20 protein-coding genes and 1 riboswitch are annotated in these 16,202 nt (G+C 71.6%); of the genes, 12 read left to right on the top strand and 8 right to left on the bottom strand.

The annotated features are described in order from the left end of the window. Window positions 1-2 precede the first annotated feature (2 nt). Window positions 3-695 (top strand): SDR family oxidoreductase, encoded by a 693-nt coding sequence (locus tag GPA03_RS07845; RefSeq protein ID WP_156251461.1) that lies wholly within the window; start codon window positions 3-5, stop codon window positions 693-695. Window positions 696-699: 4 nt separating this feature from the next. Here GPA03_RS07845 and GPA03_RS07840 read toward each other — a convergent pair whose 3' ends face one another. After that, the gene (locus GPA03_RS07840) at window positions 700-1,506 is read right to left on the bottom strand and encodes a GAP family protein (protein WP_156251460.1); all 807 of its coding nucleotides are present in this window, start codon (window positions 1,504-1,506) and stop codon (window positions 700-702) included. 119 nt (window positions 1,507-1,625) lie between these two features. On the opposite strand from GPA03_RS07840, the gene GPA03_RS07835 reads away from it, so the two are divergent. Genes GPA03_RS07835 through GPA03_RS07820 form a run of 4 tightly spaced genes read left to right on the top strand, consistent with a single transcriptional unit; the run spans window position 1,626 to window position 4,135 of the window. Next, window positions 1,626-2,822 carry a sensor histidine kinase gene (locus GPA03_RS07835; protein WP_162458297.1) on the top strand — a complete coding sequence of 399 codons (1,197 nt, stop codon included), beginning with the start codon at window positions 1,626-1,628 and terminating at the stop codon, window positions 2,820-2,822. Next, a complete protein-coding gene (locus tag GPA03_RS07830; RefSeq protein WP_156251458.1) occupies window positions 2,783-3,457 on the top strand; it encodes a response regulator in 675 nt (224 codons plus the stop codon). The genes GPA03_RS07835 and GPA03_RS07830 overlap by 40 nt, the downstream gene beginning before the upstream one ends. Window positions 3,458-3,486: 29 nt before the next feature. Beyond that, entirely contained in the window at window positions 3,487-3,942 is a 456-nt protein-coding gene (locus GPA03_RS07825; RefSeq protein ID WP_156251457.1) for a hypothetical protein, read from the top strand. Beyond that, window positions 3,935-4,135 carry a phosphotransferase gene (locus GPA03_RS07820; protein ID WP_156251456.1) on the top strand — a complete coding sequence of 67 codons (201 nt, stop codon included), beginning with the start codon at window positions 3,935-3,937 and terminating at the stop codon, window positions 4,133-4,135. The genes GPA03_RS07825 and GPA03_RS07820 overlap by 8 nt, the downstream gene beginning before the upstream one ends. A gap of 124 nt (window positions 4,136-4,259) precedes the next feature. On the opposite strand, the gene GPA03_RS07815 is transcribed toward GPA03_RS07820, so the two are convergent. Next, on the bottom strand, window positions 4,260-5,045 hold the full coding sequence (locus GPA03_RS07815; protein WP_241681157.1) for a helix-turn-helix transcriptional regulator: 786 nt from the start codon (window positions 5,043-5,045) through the stop codon (window positions 4,260-4,262). Between the two features lie 75 nt (window positions 5,046-5,120). Between GPA03_RS07815 and ilvD the strand changes: the two genes are divergently transcribed. Continuing rightward, window positions 5,121-7,031: a dihydroxy-acid dehydratase gene (gene ilvD, locus GPA03_RS07810; protein WP_156251455.1), complete on the top strand. Its 1,911-nt coding sequence runs from the start codon at window positions 5,121-5,123 to the stop codon at window positions 7,029-7,031. 103 nt (window positions 7,032-7,134) lie between these two features. On the opposite strand, the gene tadA is transcribed toward ilvD, so the two are convergent. Continuing rightward, a complete protein-coding gene (tadA, locus tag GPA03_RS07805; RefSeq protein ID WP_277754984.1) occupies window positions 7,135-7,587 on the bottom strand; it encodes a tRNA adenosine(34) deaminase TadA in 453 nt (150 codons plus the stop codon). Between the two features lie 187 nt (window positions 7,588-7,774). Between tadA and GPA03_RS07800 the strand changes: the two genes are divergently transcribed. After that, entirely contained in the window at window positions 7,775-8,710 is a 936-nt protein-coding gene (locus tag GPA03_RS07800) for a GNAT family N-acetyltransferase (RefSeq protein WP_162458296.1), read from the top strand. Between the two features lie 6 nt (window positions 8,711-8,716). On the opposite strand, the gene GPA03_RS07795 is transcribed toward GPA03_RS07800, so the two are convergent. Next, window positions 8,717-9,064 (bottom strand): DUF1330 domain-containing protein, encoded by a 348-nt coding sequence (locus tag GPA03_RS07795; protein WP_156251453.1) that lies wholly within the window; start codon window positions 9,062-9,064, stop codon window positions 8,717-8,719. Between the two features lie 34 nt (window positions 9,065-9,098). Further along, window positions 9,099-9,530, bottom strand: a complete 432-nt coding sequence (locus tag GPA03_RS07790) for a glutaredoxin domain-containing protein (protein WP_241681156.1) — start codon at window positions 9,528-9,530, stop codon at window positions 9,099-9,101. Window positions 9,531-9,604: 74 nt separating this feature from the next. On the opposite strand from GPA03_RS07790, the gene upp reads away from it, so the two are divergent. Both upp and GPA03_RS07780 read left to right on the top strand, forming a co-directional pair. Next, on the top strand, window positions 9,605-10,240 hold the full coding sequence (gene upp / locus GPA03_RS07785; RefSeq protein ID WP_156251452.1) for a uracil phosphoribosyltransferase: 636 nt from the start codon (window positions 9,605-9,607) through the stop codon (window positions 10,238-10,240). Next, complete coding sequence (locus tag GPA03_RS07780) at window positions 10,240-10,659, top strand: YccF domain-containing protein (RefSeq protein ID WP_156251451.1); 420 nt, start codon at window positions 10,240-10,242, stop codon at window positions 10,657-10,659. The genes upp and GPA03_RS07780 overlap by 1 nt, the downstream gene beginning before the upstream one ends. Before the next feature lie 111 nt (window positions 10,660-10,770). Here the strand turns inward: GPA03_RS07780 and GPA03_RS07775 are convergent, their stop codons facing one another. Further along, window positions 10,771-11,997 (bottom strand): O-succinylhomoserine sulfhydrylase, encoded by a 1,227-nt coding sequence (locus GPA03_RS07775; protein ID WP_156251450.1) that lies wholly within the window; start codon window positions 11,995-11,997, stop codon window positions 10,771-10,773. After that, window positions 11,994-12,404 carry a rhodanese-like domain-containing protein gene (locus tag GPA03_RS07770; RefSeq protein WP_156251449.1) on the bottom strand — a complete coding sequence of 137 codons (411 nt, stop codon included), beginning with the start codon at window positions 12,402-12,404 and terminating at the stop codon, window positions 11,994-11,996. Before GPA03_RS07770 ends, GPA03_RS07775 begins: the two co-directional genes overlap by 4 nt. A 4-nt stretch (window positions 12,405-12,408) precedes the next feature. Next, window positions 12,409-12,502, bottom strand: a riboswitch (SAM riboswitch). A gap of 140 nt (window positions 12,503-12,642) precedes the next feature. Here GPA03_RS07770 and GPA03_RS07765 point away from each other — a divergent pair. Together GPA03_RS07765 and GPA03_RS07760 are read left to right on the top strand one after the other, a co-directional pair. Further along, window positions 12,643-13,170 carry a hypothetical protein gene (locus GPA03_RS07765; RefSeq protein WP_156251448.1) on the top strand — a complete coding sequence of 176 codons (528 nt, stop codon included), beginning with the start codon at window positions 12,643-12,645 and terminating at the stop codon, window positions 13,168-13,170. A gap of 111 nt (window positions 13,171-13,281) precedes the next feature. Beyond that, window positions 13,282-13,905 (top strand): hypothetical protein, encoded by a 624-nt coding sequence (locus GPA03_RS07760; RefSeq protein WP_156251447.1) that lies wholly within the window; start codon window positions 13,282-13,284, stop codon window positions 13,903-13,905. On the opposite strand, the gene GPA03_RS07755 is transcribed toward GPA03_RS07760, so the two are convergent. Next, the gene (locus GPA03_RS07755) at window positions 13,902-15,122 is read right to left on the bottom strand and encodes an MFS transporter (RefSeq protein WP_241681155.1); all 1,221 of its coding nucleotides are present in this window, start codon (window positions 15,120-15,122) and stop codon (window positions 13,902-13,904) included. The two genes, GPA03_RS07760 and GPA03_RS07755, sit on opposite strands and share 4 nt — an antisense overlap. Before the next feature lie 96 nt (window positions 15,123-15,218). On the opposite strand from GPA03_RS07755, the gene GPA03_RS07750 reads away from it, so the two are divergent. Next, the gene (locus GPA03_RS07750) at window positions 15,219-16,202 is read left to right on the top strand and encodes a hypothetical protein (protein WP_156251445.1); all 984 of its coding nucleotides are present in this window, start codon (window positions 15,219-15,221) and stop codon (window positions 16,200-16,202) included.

Genomic DNA, 16,202 nt, shown 5'->3' with positions numbered 1-16,202 from the left:
GCATGGCTGACATCGTCGTCATCGGAGCGCACGGCAAGGTCGCACAACTGACGCTTCCGCTGCTGGTCGCAGCGGGGCACAACGTGTTCGGGCTGGTGCGCAGACCGAACCAGATGCAGGCCATCGAGCAGACCGGTGCGCACGGGATGCTCGCCGACATCGAGCATCACGACACCCGCGGCATCGCGAACCTGCTGCGTGGCCACAAGGCCGTGATCTGGTCGGCGGGTGCAGGCGGAGGCGACCCGCGCCGCACCTACGCCGTCGACCGCGATGCCGCGATCCGCACGATGGATGCGGCGGCGAGCGTGGGCGTGCACCGGTTCGTGATGGTCAGCTACTTCGGCGCCGGCCCCGAGCACGACACCCCTCCGGACTCGAGCTTCTTCGCGTACGCGCAGGCGAAGTCGGCCGCCGATGGTCACCTGGCCCTGACGAACATGGCGTGGACGATCCTGCGCCCGAGCCGCCTCACCGACGACGAGCCCACCGGGAAGATCACGGTCGGCAGCGATGAGGGTGCTGGGTCCGTCAGCCGCGCCGATGTCGCGGCCGTCATCGCCCACTGCATCGCAGATCCGCACACGATCGGCAAGATCTACGAGTTCAACAACGGCGAGGTCCCGATAGCCGAGGCGCTCGCCCAGGGCGGCTGGCACCCGCCGGTCCCCGAGGCCGTCGGCCCGATCACCTGACGCGTCAGCCGAGCCCGGTCACCCCGGGGATCCCCACTCTGCCGAGCGCGTCGAGCGCGAGCAGCACCCCGAGGATGCCGACGATCCACGCCGTCATCGAGGCCGCCGAGCGAGACATCCACGCCTCCAGCCGTTCCAGCAGGCCACGGACCCAGCGGTAGGCGACGAGCCGCAGGACCAGCAGCACCAGGGCCGGCAGGATCATGACCAGGCAGTAGCCCGCGAGGACAGCGATCCCGGGAGCGAGCGCCAGATCGGAGGCCGTGAGCAGCCCGATCGCCGAGAGGTACGGCAGCATGCTCGCCGTCTCGATCCCGGCCGCCGCGATCGCGAGCCCGACGAGCGCCACCAGCGATCCTGCTCCCTCGGCGCCCATGGCGCGGGTTCGCCAGCGTGCCACGCGACCGGGCTGCGCGGGCGGCGCCTGTGGCGGAGCCTCCCCCGGGGTCGAGCCGCCGACGGCGTGGCTCGCCTGCACGGGGACGCCGGCCTCGACGCCGGCCTCCTTGCTCTCCTTCGGGTCGAGCTTGAAGGAGAGCAGCAGCAGCCCCACCCCGAGGATGAGCTGGATCCAGGCCGCCGCGGGGGTGGCCAGGAAGCCGCTGAGCGCGTCGGCCACCTGGGTGGCACCGGCCATCAACGCGGCGCCGAGCACGAAGTAGTACGCCGCGACCGTGCCGAGGAAGATGAGCACCCGATGCGGCCGTAGCCGACCGGGCGCAAGCATGAGCCAGAGCGGGATGAGCAGCGTGCCGAAGCTGGTGGAGTCCACCAGCGCCAGGCCGACGAGCGGGGCGAGCAGTTCGGTCATGCTCCCAACGTGGGCCCCGTCGGCGGTCTGCCGCGTCGGCCGTCCTTCTCATCACGCGGCGCCTCGCGTACATCCTTCGGCCGACACCCGTGTCGCGCTGCTGTGCTGGGATGAGGTCCGTGAGCAAGGTCAGGGCCGCGGTGCGGCAGTGGGTGCGGGTCTACCTCGACGACACCAGCCCGCTGACCACGCTCGGCCTGTTCCTCGGCGGCACGCTCACGATCGCGCTCGGCCTGGTCAACGTCTGGTCGGACGTCGGTTGGCTGGAGCACTACCAGGCGTGGTGGCACCTCGGGCCGCTGCTGGTCGGGTGCGCGGCGAACCTGGTGCGCCGGTCTCGACCGGTGCTCACGCTGGTGGTGGCGGCGCTGATGTTCGTGGTCGATGCCGTGATCGGCGGGTCGTTCGCGATCGTGCTGGTGCTGTTCGACGGGCTCTACGTGGTGGAGCGGTTCGGCTCCGTCCGTGCCCGTGGCGTGGTCCGGTTCGCCGCGGGCGTGGTCACGGTGGCGACCGCGATCGCCGCCCTGCTGGGCGGGGAGTCGGTGCGGACCGCGCTGACCCTCACGTTCCAGAACGCGGCGCTGCTGCTGCTCCCGATCTGGTGGGCGCGCGACGTGCGCAGCCGCGAGGAGCTGGCCGCCGCCGCGCACGCCCGTGCGGACCTCGAGGCTTCTCGAGCGGCAGCGCGAGCGCGGGCGCAGGATGCGGAGCAGCGCAGCGCGGTCCAGGCGGAACGCTCGCGGATGGCGCGGGAGCTGCACGACGCCGTCGCCGGGGACGTGAGCGCGCTCGTCATCCGGGCCGGCGCCGCGCTCGCCAGGCCGCCCGGCCCCACCGACCGGGAGTCTTTGGCGGCGGTCCGCGAGAGCGGCCTGCACGCGCTGGACGAGCTGCGCTCGATGATCGAGGTCCTCGCGGCGGAGGGCGACCAGGAGCCGGTGGCACCCTCGCTCACGGAGGATGGTGCTGGTCTCCTCGAGCGTTCCGATGTCATGGTCGACGGCGTGAGCCCGGCCGAGCTCGGACCGCTGGCTCCCGCTGTGGACCGGGCGGGTTACCGCGTTCTCCAGGAGGCGCTCACGAACGCGACGCGGCACGGCCGGCCGGGATCGGCGTCGGCACGCCTCCGCCGTGGCAAGGAGAACGTCGAGATCAGGGTGAGCAACGCCGTCGAGAATCCCGCTGAGGACACGAGCGGCATGGGGGTCGCGAGCATGACCGAGCGCGCGCAGGCGGTGGGCGGCATCCTGGGGGTCCAGGTGGAGGAGGGGACATGGACCGTGACGGCAACGCTGCCGGTCGCGCACCCGTGAGGGTGCTGCTGGCTGATGACCACGCGGCGGTCCGCGCGGGGCTGCGGATGGTGCTGGAGGCGGCACCCGACGTGTCGGTCGTGGGCGAGGCCGCCGACGGCGCGACCGCGGTCACCAACGCGCGCGCACTACGACCCGACGTCGTGCTGATGGACGTGCGGATGCCCGGCATCGACGGCATCGAGGCCACCCGGCAGGTGGTCGGCGAGGGCCTCGCGCAGGTGCTCGTGCTGACCACGTTCGACCTCGATGACGCGGTGTTCGGGGCGTTGCGGGCGGGCGCTGCGGGGTTCCTGCTCAAGAGCGCCACGCCCGAGGAGCTGTTGACCGCCGTGCGGCGCGTGGCGGCGGGTGACGGCGCGCTCGCCCCGGAGGTGGTACGACGGGTTCTCGACGCTGCCGTGGCGGGGCGGCGTGAGCCCGATGACGTGGTGGTCGACGCGAATCTGGACCAGCTGACCGAGCGCGAGCGCGAGGTGCTGGCCGCGCTCGGTCGCGGCCTGTCGAACGCCCAGATCGCCGCCGATCTCGTGATCACCGAGGCGACGGCGAAGACGCACGTCTCGCGAGTGCTCGCCAAGCTCGGGGTCGCCTCGCGCGTGCAGGCGGCGCTGATCGCGCAGCGGCTCGGCTGATGGCTGGTGAGCACGGCACGGAAGCGGCGATGCCGCCAGCTGTGCCGCGACTCGATGCTGCGGAGGTGCTCGCCCGGCTGGCCCGGGGCGGGTGGAGCTGGAGCTGGTCGGCGCCGCGCCGGGCGGCGAGGTGGGTGCTGCGTTCGTGCGATGGGCCCGACGGCCACGGCGGCGTGCTGACCCGGGCGGGCGACGGGTCGGCGGCGTCGGAGGCCTCGCTGCGGCTGACGGCGGACGTGCTGGACGTGGCGCGTGCGGCAGGCGTGCCTGCACCGAGGTATGAGCTGATCGCCGGGATCGACGATGCGCACGCGGTGGTCCAGGAACAGCTGGTGGGCAGCGTGCCCGAGGAGGTCGGACCTGGGTTGGTGCGAGCGATGCTGGGCGAGTGCGAGCGGTGGGCCGGGCTGCTCGCCGAGCGGGCCGAGATCGGACCGGTCTCGCTGCACCTGACCGAGAGCGGACCGGGGTTCTGCGGTGCATGAGTCGCTCGAGCGGTACGCCGGCCGCACGCGTGACCTGCTGAGCCGGGTACAGGAGGCCGGGCGGGAGGTTGATCGGCTCGAGGGCGAGGATCTCGTGCACCTCGACTACCACCCGGGCAACGTGCTGGTCGGCTCGGACGGCAGGGTCACCGCCATCATCGACGGGGACGGCTGGGCACGAGGTGATCGCTAGCTGCCACAACGAGCTCCACGCCGGCAGACTCCGCTGCGAGCTCGGCGACGACGGCCGCTGGCACATCCTGCCCACCATCCCCCTCCGCAACCGCACAGCCCTGACCTGGTCAGCCTTGGCGTGATCAGACCGGCACGTACATCACGAGGTGGAGGCCGGTGGCGTCGTCCGGCACGACGCGATGGTGCTCGAACGTGAGCAGGCCGTCCTGCGCGTGGCGGAACGTGCGGCGGCGCGAGGCGAACCGCTCGATCGCGAGCTCGGCCCACTGCTCGCGGAAGTCCGGGCTGGCTTCCCGCAGCCGGTCGACCAACGCCTTGTGCCGCGGCGCGCCCAGCCGCACGCCGGACTCCGCACGGAACTCGGCCAGGAAGCGGCGGCTGTCCTGCTCCCAGTCGGGCAGCAGGTCACGCAGGCCGGGGTCGGTGTAGACGAGCCAGAGCAAGTTGCGGTCGCCCGGCTCGAGCGCAGCGATCCGCGGGTACAGCCACTGATAGCCGGCGTTCCACCCGGCGATCGCCCAGTCGGCGGCGACGGCGAACGCCGGGAAGGTCAGTGCGTCGAGCAGGTGCTGGAGGTGCTCGGGCATGCCCTCGGGCTCGTCATCGACGGCTGGCTCGTCCCGTTCTGCGAGCGCGATCACGTAGTCGGTCTCGGCCGCGGTGAGGTCGAGCACTCGAGCGACCGCGGCGAGCACCTGCCGCGAGACGTTGATGTCCCGGCCCTGCTCCAGCCAGGTGTACCAGGTGGCGCTCACGCCGGCGAGGGTCGCGATCTCCTCACGGCTCAGCCCGGCGTCGCTGCGCCGGGTGGTCGGCGGCAAACCCACCGCCGACCGGCTCATCCCCCGGCGCCTGCTGGTGAGGAACTCGCCGAGCTGCTCACGCCGAGGCGTACGGGGCCGGATCACACCGATTGATGGTACTCCCAGTACTAGTACCACCAGCATCTTCCCCCGCACGCAACGACCTGGCTCAATGGTGCAATGCCTGACTATCGCTCTCGCACGGTCACCCACGGACGCAACATGGCAGGCGCGCGCGCACTCTTCCGCGCTGCAGGCGTTCCCGGCGGAGACCTCGGCCGCAAGCCGATCATCGCCGTCGCCAACTCCTTCACGGAGTTCGTCCCCGGCCACACGCACCTGGCGCCGGTCGGCCGGATCGTCTCCGACGCGATCACCGAGGCCGGCGGCATCCCTCGCGAGTTCAACACGATCGCTGTCGATGACGGCATCGCCATGGGCCACGGCGGCATGCTCTACTCGCTGCCCTCGCGCGACCTGATCGCCGACTCGGTCGAGTACATGGTCAACGCGCACTGCGCCGACGCGCTGGTCTGCATCTCCAACTGCGACAAGATCACGCCCGGCATGCTGCTGGCCGCGCTGCGCCTCAACATCCCCACCGTGTTCGTCTCCGGCGGCCCGATGGAGTCCGGCCGCACCACGCTCGAGGACGGCACGATCCGCACCCTCGACCTCGTGGACGCGATGAGCGAGGCCGTCAACGAGAAGGTCTCCGACGAGGACATCGCCCGCATCGAGGAAGCCGCCTGCCCCACATGCGGCTCCTGCTCTGGCATGTTCACCGCCAACTCGATGAACTGCCTGACCGAGGCGATCGGGCTGTCGCTGCCGGGCAACGGGTCCGTGCTCGCCACCCACACCGCTAGGCGCGCGCTGTACGAGAAGGCGGGCTCGCTCGTCGTCGAGGCGACCAAGCGCTACTACGAGGGAGACGACAGCACCGTGCTCCCCCTCAGCATCGCCACCCCGGCCGCGTTCGGGAACGCGATGGCGCTCGACATCGCGATGGGCGGGTCCACCAACACCATCCTGCACCTGCTGGCCGCCGCCCACGAGGCCGGCGTGCCGTTCGGGCTCGACGAGATCGACGCCGTCTCCCGCCGGGTGCCGTGCCTGGCCAAGGTGGCCCCGAACATCGCGGGCAACCGCACCTACTACATGGAGGATGTGCACCGCGCCGGCGGCATCCCCGCGCTGCTGGGCGAGCTGCGCCGCGGCGGGCTGCTCGACGAGAACGTCCACACCATCCACGCCGCCACCATCGGCGAGTGGCTCGACGAGTGGGACGTCCGCGGCGGCAAGGCGAGCCAGGAGGCCATCGAGCTCTGGCACGCCGCCCCGGGCGGTCAGCGCTCCTCGACCGCGTTCTCGCAGTCGGCGCGATGGAACGACCTCGACACCGACGCCGCTGCGGGCTGCATCCGCGACATCGAGCACGCCTACACCGCCGACGGCGGCCTCGGCGTGCTGCGCGGCAACATCGCTGTCGACGGCGCGGTGGTCAAGACCGCTGGCGTCGACCCCTCGATCTGGACCTTCTCCGGGCCTGCGGTGGTGTGCGAGTCGCAGGAGGAGGCGGTCGAGAAGATCCTGGCCAAGCAGGTCACCGAGGGCGACGTGGTCGTCATCCGCTACGAGGGCCCCAAGGGCGGCCCGGGCATGCAGGAGATGCTCTACCCGACCTCGTTCCTCAAGGGCCGCGGGCTCGGCAAGGCGTGCGCGCTCATCACCGATGGCCGCTTCTCGGGCGGCACCTCGGGCCTGTCGATCGGGCACATCTCGCCCGAGGCGGCCGCGGGCGGTGTGATCGCCCTGGTCGAGGACGGCGACATCGTCTCGATCGACATTCCCACCCGCTCGCTGCAGCTCGAGGTGCCGCAGGACGAGCTCGACCGCCGGCGCGCCGAGCTCGAGGCAGCGGGCGGCTACCGCCCGAGGGCCCGCGTCCGCCCGGTCTCGGCCGCGCTGCGCGCCTACGCCGCGTTCGCGCAGTCCGCGGACAAGGGCGCGGTCCGGATCGTGCCCGAGGACCTGCCGGTGGTCACCGCGCCGAGTGCCGCCTCCGCGCCGGAACTGCTCGACGCCTGAGACGCCCGACCAACCTCGACGTGCAACGAACTTGGCGCCAGATCTCCCCAGTGCCGCCCAAACGCGGCTGAATGGCGATCTGGCGCCAAGCTCCTTCCACTCCTCAGCGCCGCCGGGCGGCGAAGAAGTCCTTGAGGAGCCGGCTGCACTCGTCGGCTCGGACGCCTGAGGTCACCTCGGGGCGGTGGTTGAGGCGGGGGTCGGCGAGCACGTCGCTGACTGACCCGGCCGCCCCCGCCTTGGGGTCCCAGGCCCCGAACACCACCCGGTCCACGCGGGAGAGCACGATCGCCCCCGCGCACATCGTGCACGGCTCCAGCGTCACCACCAGCGTGCAGCCCCCGAGGTGCCAGCGACCCCGCGCGAGGCCCGCACCCCGCAGCGCGAGGATCTCCGCGTGAGCCGTGGGATCGCCGTCGACCTCTCGCCTGTTGTGGGTGGCGGCGACGACGGCGCCCGCCTCGTCGAGCAGGACCGCGCCGATCGGCACGTCGCCCACCTCGGGCGCCAGCCTGGCGTGCGCGATGGCCAGGGCCATGGCCTCGTCGTCGTCCACAGCCCCAGTATGGTTGGACCCACAGGACCCGACGGATGCGGGCCCGGAGCGAGAGGAGGCCGACATGTCTGTCATGCACTGCGCCGCCCTCGCCGAGGTCGGCTGAGGCTCCCCTCGCTCGACGGCGCAGGGTGAGCCGCCACGACGGCGCCCCGCTCCCGATGGGCGCCTCGATCCGAGGATGTTCATGCACCTGTTCTCACCGGCGTCGCGCCACGACGCCATCGACCTGATCCAGTCCTTCTCCCCCTCGTTCGACACACCGGGGCAGCGGCTGCTGTTCGCCCAGCCATCGCTCGACCGGCTCTTCGAGCGCGGGCAACGCGCACCCGAGCGGGTATGGGCGCTCCGGAGCGCTGACCCGCGCACGACCGGGGTCGTCGCGGGCCGCCTGCTCGGTGACTTCGCCCTGGTCGACCTGCTCGCGCTCCCGGAGGACGACGACGCGGCCACCCTCCTCGTCGACGCCGCGACCTCGTGGGCTCGTACGGCTGCCTCGGCGGAGGTGTCCTTCGAGACCCCGGTCACGGACGAGCCGCTGTCCGATCCGGCGGTGGCGCGGCTCGTCGAGCTGTTCGGGCGAGCAGGTTGGCGCGTTCTCGTCACGCGCAGGCACTACCACCTGCCAGCCACGGCGGTGGCCGAGGTGAGCGCCGCGGTGCCGCTGTCGGTCGACCTGGAACCGGCGTCGGCTGCGGATCGGGATCGGCTGGTCTCGCTGCTCGGCCGGGTGCTGCCTGGCTCGCTCGACGTGCACGACCGCGAGCTCGTGACCGCGCGAGGAGTCGCTGCGGCGGCCGCGGAGCAGGCCGACGACCTGCTCGCGGCCGATCCACCCGAGTGCCTGAGATTCGCGACCACAGCAGGTAACGATCTCGGGTTCGTCTCCTGGCGCCGCATGCCCGACGGCCGCGCCTACGTGCTGGCGGTGGGTGTCGCGGTCGAGCACCGAGGGCGTGGGCTGGGCGCTGAGCTCGTCGCCGCCGCGACCCGGGACCTGGTGGCCGCCGGTGCGCACACGCTCGTCGCCGATACCGATGACGCCAACGTGGGCATGGTGCGGGGCTTCGCGCGGGCGGGCTGGGCCGCGACCGCGGCGCGGATCGACCTGGCGCCCGTGTGACAGGGGCTACTCGGCCGGCAGCGCCTCGCGCATCGACCGGGCGGTGGTGCGGGCGTCATAGCCCTCCGGCACGCCGTCGACGAGGATGATGTCGCCGGGGATGTGCCGCGAGCGCAGCGGCGCGATCTGCCGGTAGGCCGGCGAGTCCCACCAGGCGCGCGCCCGGTGGATGTCGGGAAACCCGATGAGCACGACGTGGCCGGGCCACGATCCCTCCTTGACCTCGTGCGGCGTCACGTGGACGAGGAACTGCCCGCCGAAGGGTTCGAACGTGCCGGGCATCCGCTCGATGTACTCGATGACCTCCGGGTGCGGCGGGGACTCCTGCAGGTGGGCGATGACATAAGCGGGCAATGCGTTCTCCTTCTGTCGACAAGATCCGTCGGGTTCACGAGCGTCCAGCGAGGGCCTTCCGCACCAGACGCGGGTCGGGGTTGGTGTGCGGCACGCCGTCGATCACGACCGTGGGAACGGTCTCGTTGCCGTCGTTGACGCTGCGCACGAAGGCAGCGGCGTCGGGGTCCTGCCAGATGTTGACCCAGGCCGCTCGGCGTCCGGTCCGGCCGAGGGCCGAGCGCAGCCGCAGGCAGTAGGTACATCCCGGGCGCCAGTAGATCGTGACCGGTCGATCCGCCTCCGGCAGCGCCACGACATCGGCGTGGCCGCCAGCGGTGCTGCGGCCCTGGAACGGGCTCAGCCACCAGCTCAGGCCCAGGCCCAGCGCGCCGTAGACGATCGCGAGCCAGTACGAGCCCTCCGTCACAGCGGACGCGACCAGATACGCCGACAGCGCGGCCATCGGGACCCACATCCAGCGCATGGGTACATCCTGATCGTCCGGACCAAGGTGCGCATCCACCACCGGGGGGAGATCGGCGGGATATCGTGCGAACCATGCACCTGCACGTGGCTGACCACCCGCTCGTCTCGCACAAGCTCACGCTCCTGCGTGACGTGCGCACGTCCTCGCCGACGTTCCGGCAGCTGACCGAGGAGCTCGTCACGCTGCTGACCTACGAGGCCACGCGTGGGCTGAAGACCGAGCCGTCGGAGATCACCACGCCGGTGACCGAGATGACCGGGCAGCGGCTCACCGACCCCCGCCCGATGGTCGTGCCGATCCTCCGCGCGGGGCTGGGGATGCTCGAAGGCATCACCCGGCTGCTCCCGACGGCGGAGGTCGGGTTCCTGGGGCTGCTGCGCGACGAGGAGACCCTGGAGGCGGTCACCTACGCCAACCGGCTCCCGGAGGACCTCTCGGGGCGCCAGTGCTACGTGGTCGACCCGATGCTCGCCACGGGCGGCACGCTGGTGGCCGCGATCCAGTACCTGCTGGAGCGGGGCGCACAAGACGTCACCTGCATCTGCCTGCTCGCGGCCCCCGAGGGGCTGAGCGCCGTCGAGCAGATGGTCGGCGACGAGGCGAACGTGACCGTGGTGGTCGCCGCCGTCGACGAGCGGCTCAACGAGAAGGGCTACATCGTGCCCGGGCTGGGCGATGCCGGCGACCGGCTGTTCGGCGTGGTCTGATGCGCCTGCTCAACCTGCTCCTCAACGTCATCTGGCTGATCCTTGCCGGGATCCCGATGGCGCTCGGGTACATGCTGGCGGGCATCATCTGCTGCATCCTCATCGTCACGATCCCGTGGGGCATCGCCTCGTTCAGGATCGCGAACTACGTGCTGTGGCCGTTCGGCCGCACGGTGGTGCAGAAGCCGGGCGCGGGCGTCGCCTCAGCGGTCGGCAACGTCATCTGGATCGTCGTCGCCGGCATCTGGCTCGCGATCGGCCACCTCGCGAGCGCCCTCGCCCTGTTCGTCACGATCATCGGCATCCCGCTCGCGATCGCCGAGCTCAAGATCATCCCGGTCACGCTCACCCCGCTCGGCCGCGAGATCGTCCGCAGCGACCGGCCGTTCGCGAGGTACGGGACGGTCACCCAGGTCTGATTTCAACGCACCTCCGACACCAAACCGATTTCAACGCACGTTCGACACCCCAGGCCAACCGGGCGGTCGAAAGTGCGTTGAAATCCGGAAGTGGGCGAAAGTGCGTTGAAATCAGAGGGCGGCGAGCGCCTGCGTGAGGTCGGACTGCAGGTCGGGGACGTCCTCGAGACCGACCGAGAACCGGATCGTCGACTCGCTGATCCCGCAGGCGGCGCGGCCTTCGGGGCCGAGCTTGCGGTGCGTCGTCGTGGCGGGGTGGGTCACGAGGGACTTGAGGTCGCCGAGGTTGTTGGAGATGTCAACGATCTGCAGCGCGTCGAGGAAGGCGAACGTGCGCTGCTTGAGCGCCTCGCCCTCCAGGCCGGCGGGGTCGAGGTCGAACGTGACCACCGTGCCGCCGCCGCTCATCTGCGCCCGCGCGAGATCGTGCTGCGGGTGCGAGGCCAGGAACGGGTAGCGCACCCGCGCGATCTCGGGTCGCCGCTCGAGCCAGGTCGCGATCTCGAGCGCGGCCGCTGACTGCGCCCGCACCCGCAGCGCGAGCGTCTCCAGCCCCTTGAGCAGCACCCACGCGTTGAACGCCGACAGGCTCGGCCCGGTGTTGCGGATCAGCGTCTGCACCGGCCCGTAGATGTACTCCTTCGAGCCGAGGATCGCGCCACCCATCACCCGGCCCTGGCCGTCGATGTGCTTGGTGGCCGAGTACACGACCACGTCCACGCCGAGCTCGGCCGGCTTCTGCAGCACCGGCGTGGCGAACACGTTGTCGAGGATCACGAGCGCACCGGCACGGTGCGCGAGCTCGGTCACGGCCGCCACGTCCACGATGTCCTGCATCGGGTTGGAGGGCGTCTCGAAGATGACGACGTCGGCCGGCTGCGACAGGGCACGCGCCCAGCCTTCGAGGTCGGTCGCGACCACGTAGTCGGTCCGCACGCCCCACTTGCCGAGGATGTCGTTCAGCACCACGAACGTGGAGCCGAACAGCGCCTTGCTCGCCACCACCCTGCTGCCGGACTGCAGCACAGCGCCGAGCGAGGTGAACACCGCCGCCATGCCGGTCGCGGTCGCGTAGCAGGCCTCGGTGCCCTCGAGCAGCCGCAGCCGCTCCTCGAACGCGTTGACCGTGGGGTTGCCGTAGCGGCTGTACGTGAAGCGGTCGATCTCCTCCGCGAACGCGGCCTCGGCGTCAGCAGCGCGCTGGTAGGCGTAGCCCTGCGTGAGGAACAGCGGCTCGGAGATCTCCTCGAATCCCGTGCGCTCGAACCCGCCGCGGACCGCGAGCGTTCCCGGTCCCACACCGTCGGGCAGGTCGGTGCGGGGCTGCGGGCGGCTCACTGCTGCCGCCAGGGAAGTCCCTCGGCGCGCCAGCCCGCCGAACCGCGATGCCCTTCCTCGTCGACCTCGCCCTCGAAGCCGTCGGCCACGTTGTAGGCCGGACCGTAGCCGGCCGCGGTGAGCGCCGCGGCCGCCGAGGCCGAGCGATGACCGCTGCGGCACAGCAGCACGATCGGCGCCCCGGGGTCGACGTGCGCGGTCAGGGCCTCGACGAACCCCGCCGGGTTCGGGCCGCTGCCGAGCGAGCTCCACTCCGCGAACAGCGGCCGCTTGCCGAGCTCGCTGGTGTCGGGGACACCGACGAACGCCCACTCGGCCTGCGTCCGCACATCGACGAGCACAGCGTTCTCGTCGCTCGCCAACAACTCCCACGCCTCGGTGGGCGTGAGGTCACCCGCATAGCTCATGTCGCCTCCATCGGTCCTGGCAGTAGCACCGTGCCGCACGAAGCGGATGGTTGCTGCAGCGTCGTCGAGCCAGATCTCTCGGCTGCTCTGGATGGTGTTCCGACGGCGAGTGTATGCCGTCCCGACCGCGCACCTCGCGCCGTGGTGTGCTCGTCCATCCCTCGGGAAGCGCCCCGGCTGCAACACTCGGCGAAGCCGAGACATTCATCAGAGACCAGGCCCGGCACCGGGAGGACACGTGAGTCGCCGCATCGGAGGGATGCTGGTCCTCGCCGCCACGGCGGCGTTGACCGCGTGCACCGGTGGCGGGCCTGGTGAGCAGCCCACCGCGGGCCCTGGGTGGCGCCTCCTCGGTGAGGGCCTCTCCGGTTCGGCCTATCGCACGGGTGTCGCGACCACGCCTGAGCAGCTGAGCGCGCTCTGGGAGGACGCCGGGCTCGACGGCGAACCCCCACAGGTGGACTTCGCCACCGAGATCGGGGTCTGGTTCGGCGCCGTCTACGGCAGCGACTGCCCGGTGCGGCTCGACGGCGTGGACGTCACCGGCAGGGTGCTGCACGCGGACGTCGTGCTCCGCGGGTACCCCGGCGGCTGCTCCGACGATGCCAACCCGCACGCCTACGTCGTCGCGGTGGAGCGGACGATGCTCCCCGACGGCGGGTTCTGGGTTCAGCTGAGCGCCGACGACCCGCCGCGCGGGATGCCCGAAGAACGCACCGTGGTCGAGGTCGACCTCTCCGAGCCGGGGGCGACGACCGAGCCCTGATCACGCGATGCTTGACCGCACCCGCTGCCCGCGATCGGGAGTGTTCTTGTCCACACCTGGGGCGGGTGTCGCTGCCCGGGCGAGGTGGCGCGACCCCGCCAGAATGGAGCGGTGCGTTCCCTCCGTCTCGGCGTTGCCCTCCTCGCCGCCTCCGCCGCGCTGCTCGCGGGCTGTACCGACCCCTCACCCGAGCTGACCGACACCACCGAGGAGTCGGCTGCGGCCTCGCCCGGCGCAGCGACCACCGAGCCGACGGAGCCCGCGGAGCCCAGCGCGACACCGAGCCCGGAGGCACCGGAGGCGCCGGTGTTCGGCACGTCCGCCAACCTGCCCGGCGGCGCTGCCAGCGCCTGCGTGCCGGCTATCGGCGGTCAGATCACGTTCAGCACGGTGCTGACGGCGGTCGACGACATCACGCTCGACGAGCTCACTCTCGAGCCCCGGAACGGCGCGACCCTCGAGATCCTCGACCAGTACGTGCTGCCGTTCGCCGGCGGCGCCGGTGGCATCGCGGTGGGCGACTACCCGCCCGCCGACCCGAACAGCGACCGCGAGGACCTCGGCGAGTATCCGCTCCCCGCGGGCCAGACCGTGGTGGTCGGCGTCGGCGTGACCGCCGAGGCCGAGACGACCATGAGCCTGACGCTGACCTACCACGGCGACGACGACGTCGAGCGGACGCTCACGGCCCAGCACGAGCTGACGGTCGCGGAGTCCTGCTCGGCGGATCTCTAGGTCGCTTCCGCCGGGTCGTCGTCGTGGTCCAGGTGCCGCAGCTGGCGCCAGATCAGCACCACGAACACGGCCGACCCGATGCCCGCGAACCAGAACGGTGCAGCGACCGTATAGCGCTCCGCCAGGAACCCACCGAGCGTGGAGCCGAGCACCAGGCCACCGAACACGCCGACGCTGTTGACGCCGTTCACCCGCCCCTGCAGGTTGATCGGCACCACGCGCTGCCGGATCGTTGCCGACGTCGTCCCCCACACGAACGCGTGCGCCCCGAACACCACGAAGATCGCCATGGCGACCCACGCCACCCGGGTGAGCGCCAGCGAGATGTGGGTCAGCGTCTCGATGATCAGCCCGATCCGCATCAGGTCGCCCAGCGTGAAGCGCCGCGTCAGCCATCCGTAGCAGCCCGTGCCGAGCAGGCCGCCGATCGCCCCCATGGTGGCGATCAGGCCGAAGCCGATCTCGTCGAGCCCCAGCTGTCGCTGCGCGTACAGCACCAGCACCGACCACGCCGCCCCGAACGTGATGTTGAAGATGAAGATCGTCAGCACCAGCGTGCGTACCGCGGGGTGCGTGATCGCCCACCGCAGCCCCTCGGCGAGGTCGTGCCGGACGTGCCGCCGCTCCCCCACGCGCTCCACGGGAGGCAGCACCGCACGCGAAAGCAGCAGCAGCGCCGCGGCCACGAGCAGGATCTGGGTGGCGAACGGCCAGGCGTGCCCGAGCGCGAACAGCGCTGCCCCGATCGGCGGGCCCGCGAGCTGGTTGACGGTCACGAAGCCCGTCATCACCCGTGCGTTCGCCACGGCGAGGTCCTTCCGTGCCACCAGCATCGGCACCAGCGTCGAGGAGGTGTTGTCCACGAACACCTCGGCGCAGCCGAGCAGGAACAGCACCGCCAGCACGATCGCGATGGAGACGTGCCCGGTGAGCACCGCCGTCGTGAGCACGCCGAGCACGACGATCCGCAGCAGGTTTCCGGCCAGCATCACGCGCCACCGGTCGAACCGGTCCGAGATCACGCCGGCGAGCAACGAGAACAGCAGCGGCGGCAGCCACTGCAGCGTGGCACCGAGCGCGACCAGCCGCGCGTCGTCGGTGAGCGAGGCGACCAGCAGCGGGCCGGCGGCGAGCACGATGCCGTCGCCGAGGTTGCTCACCCAGCTCGAGGAGAGCACCCAGCGGAAGTCGCGGCCCAGCCGTGCGGGCAGCGCCACCTCGACCACTCTTCGCATCCAGCCCACGAGCAGTGCACGCTACGCCTGGTCCGCAGCGCGGCCTACCTGAATCGCTCGCGGGGTAGCGTCGAGGCCATGGAGTGGACCGCGGACGTCGCCGCCGGCGCGTGGCTCGCCGAACGCATCGACAGCCCCTGGCGGCGCACGATGCACGACCTCGTCCCGCGCGGCTTCGATGCCTATGCGCGGGTGTTCCACCCCGTTTCGCGGGACCGGCCGGTGGGACGGGCGTGGCCGCCGCTTCCCTACGCGGCGCACCGCGCCGAGTGGGAGGCCTTCCAGGCGAGCCGCCCGGAGATCGACCGCGAGCAGATCTCGTGGGCGCGCACGGCGGCCGCGTTCGGCACAGCGATGCACCCGCTCGCGCAATGGGACGCGCTGGTCGCGCCCGGCGTGATCGTGGAGAACGAGGACGGCCCGCGCGACCGTGACGGCTGGCGCTATGACGAACCAGAGATCGGCCAGCTGGAACCCGCGCTGCTGGCTACCGTCGCCCTCCACCTCGCCCAGCACACCTCCACGCCCGACGGCGGCCATCTCGCCGTCTGGGAGGGCTGGGGTGGGTTGGTGGGTGCGATGGCGCCGTTGCCGTCGCGGGCGTTCCTCACCAGCTCCGACGAGGCCCGGCACCGTGGGCTGCTCTCCCACCTGGTCCCAGAACGGTTCCGCAGCCCGTTCGCGAAGGACCGGTGGCAGCCGGGCATCCTGCCGGACGAGGTCTCGGCCGGGCCGCGGCTGCAGCTGCCGGGGCGCGACCACGTGCTGTTCACCGGCGGCGTGTCCGAGCTGACCTCGCCCGACTGGGTTCTGGCTGCGCCGTGGCGTGACCGGGAGGCGGAGGGGCACGGGATCGAGCCCTCGGCGCACTCCCCCAGCCTCGTCTGGCCGGAGGACCACGCCTGGGTGCTGGTCAGCGAGGTCGACTGGGACTCCACGATCGTGGCCGGCACCGTGGCGCTGATCGAGGAGATCTGCGCCGACCCCGCGCTCGAGGCGCTGCCGCTGCCGCCCGAGGCCGACCTGACCGTCGAGGGTGATCGGGTCAACGACAGCAGATAA

This window comes from Pseudactinotalea terrae (assembly GCF_009733845.1).
In the GTDB taxonomy this organism is placed as follows: domain Bacteria; phylum Actinomycetota; class Actinomycetes; order Actinomycetales; family Beutenbergiaceae; genus Pseudactinotalea; species Pseudactinotalea terrae.
Note: the sequence above shows the minus strand (reverse complement) of the source record. Positions and strands in the feature narration are given on the sequence as shown.

Coding starts and splice junctions, on each gene's coding strand:
- GPA03_RS07845 (WP_156251461.1), top strand. CDS start 3: ATGGCTGACATCGTCGTCATCGGAGCGCACGGCAAGGTCGCACAACTG.
- GPA03_RS07840 (WP_156251460.1), bottom strand. CDS start 1,506: ATGACCGAACTGCTCGCCCCGCTCGTCGGCCTGGCGCTGGTGGACTCC.
- GPA03_RS07830 (WP_156251458.1), top strand. CDS start 2,783: ATGGACCGTGACGGCAACGCTGCCGGTCGCGCACCCGTGAGGGTGCTG.
- GPA03_RS07825 (WP_156251457.1), top strand. CDS start 3,487: ATGCCGCCAGCTGTGCCGCGACTCGATGCTGCGGAGGTGCTCGCCCGG.
- ilvD (WP_156251455.1), top strand. CDS start 5,121: ATGCCTGACTATCGCTCTCGCACGGTCACCCACGGACGCAACATGGCA.
- GPA03_RS07800 (WP_162458296.1), top strand. CDS start 7,775: ATGCACCTGTTCTCACCGGCGTCGCGCCACGACGCCATCGACCTGATC.
- GPA03_RS07790 (WP_241681156.1), bottom strand. CDS start 9,530: ATGCGCTGGATGTGGGTCCCGATGGCCGCGCTGTCGGCGTATCTGGTC.
- upp (WP_156251452.1), top strand. CDS start 9,605: ATGCACCTGCACGTGGCTGACCACCCGCTCGTCTCGCACAAGCTCACG.
- GPA03_RS07780 (WP_156251451.1), top strand. CDS start 10,240: ATGCGCCTGCTCAACCTGCTCCTCAACGTCATCTGGCTGATCCTTGCC.
- GPA03_RS07770 (WP_156251449.1), bottom strand. CDS start 12,404: ATGAGCTATGCGGGTGACCTCACGCCCACCGAGGCGTGGGAGTTGTTG.
- GPA03_RS07750 (WP_156251445.1), top strand. CDS start 15,219: ATGGAGTGGACCGCGGACGTCGCCGCCGGCGCGTGGCTCGCCGAACGC.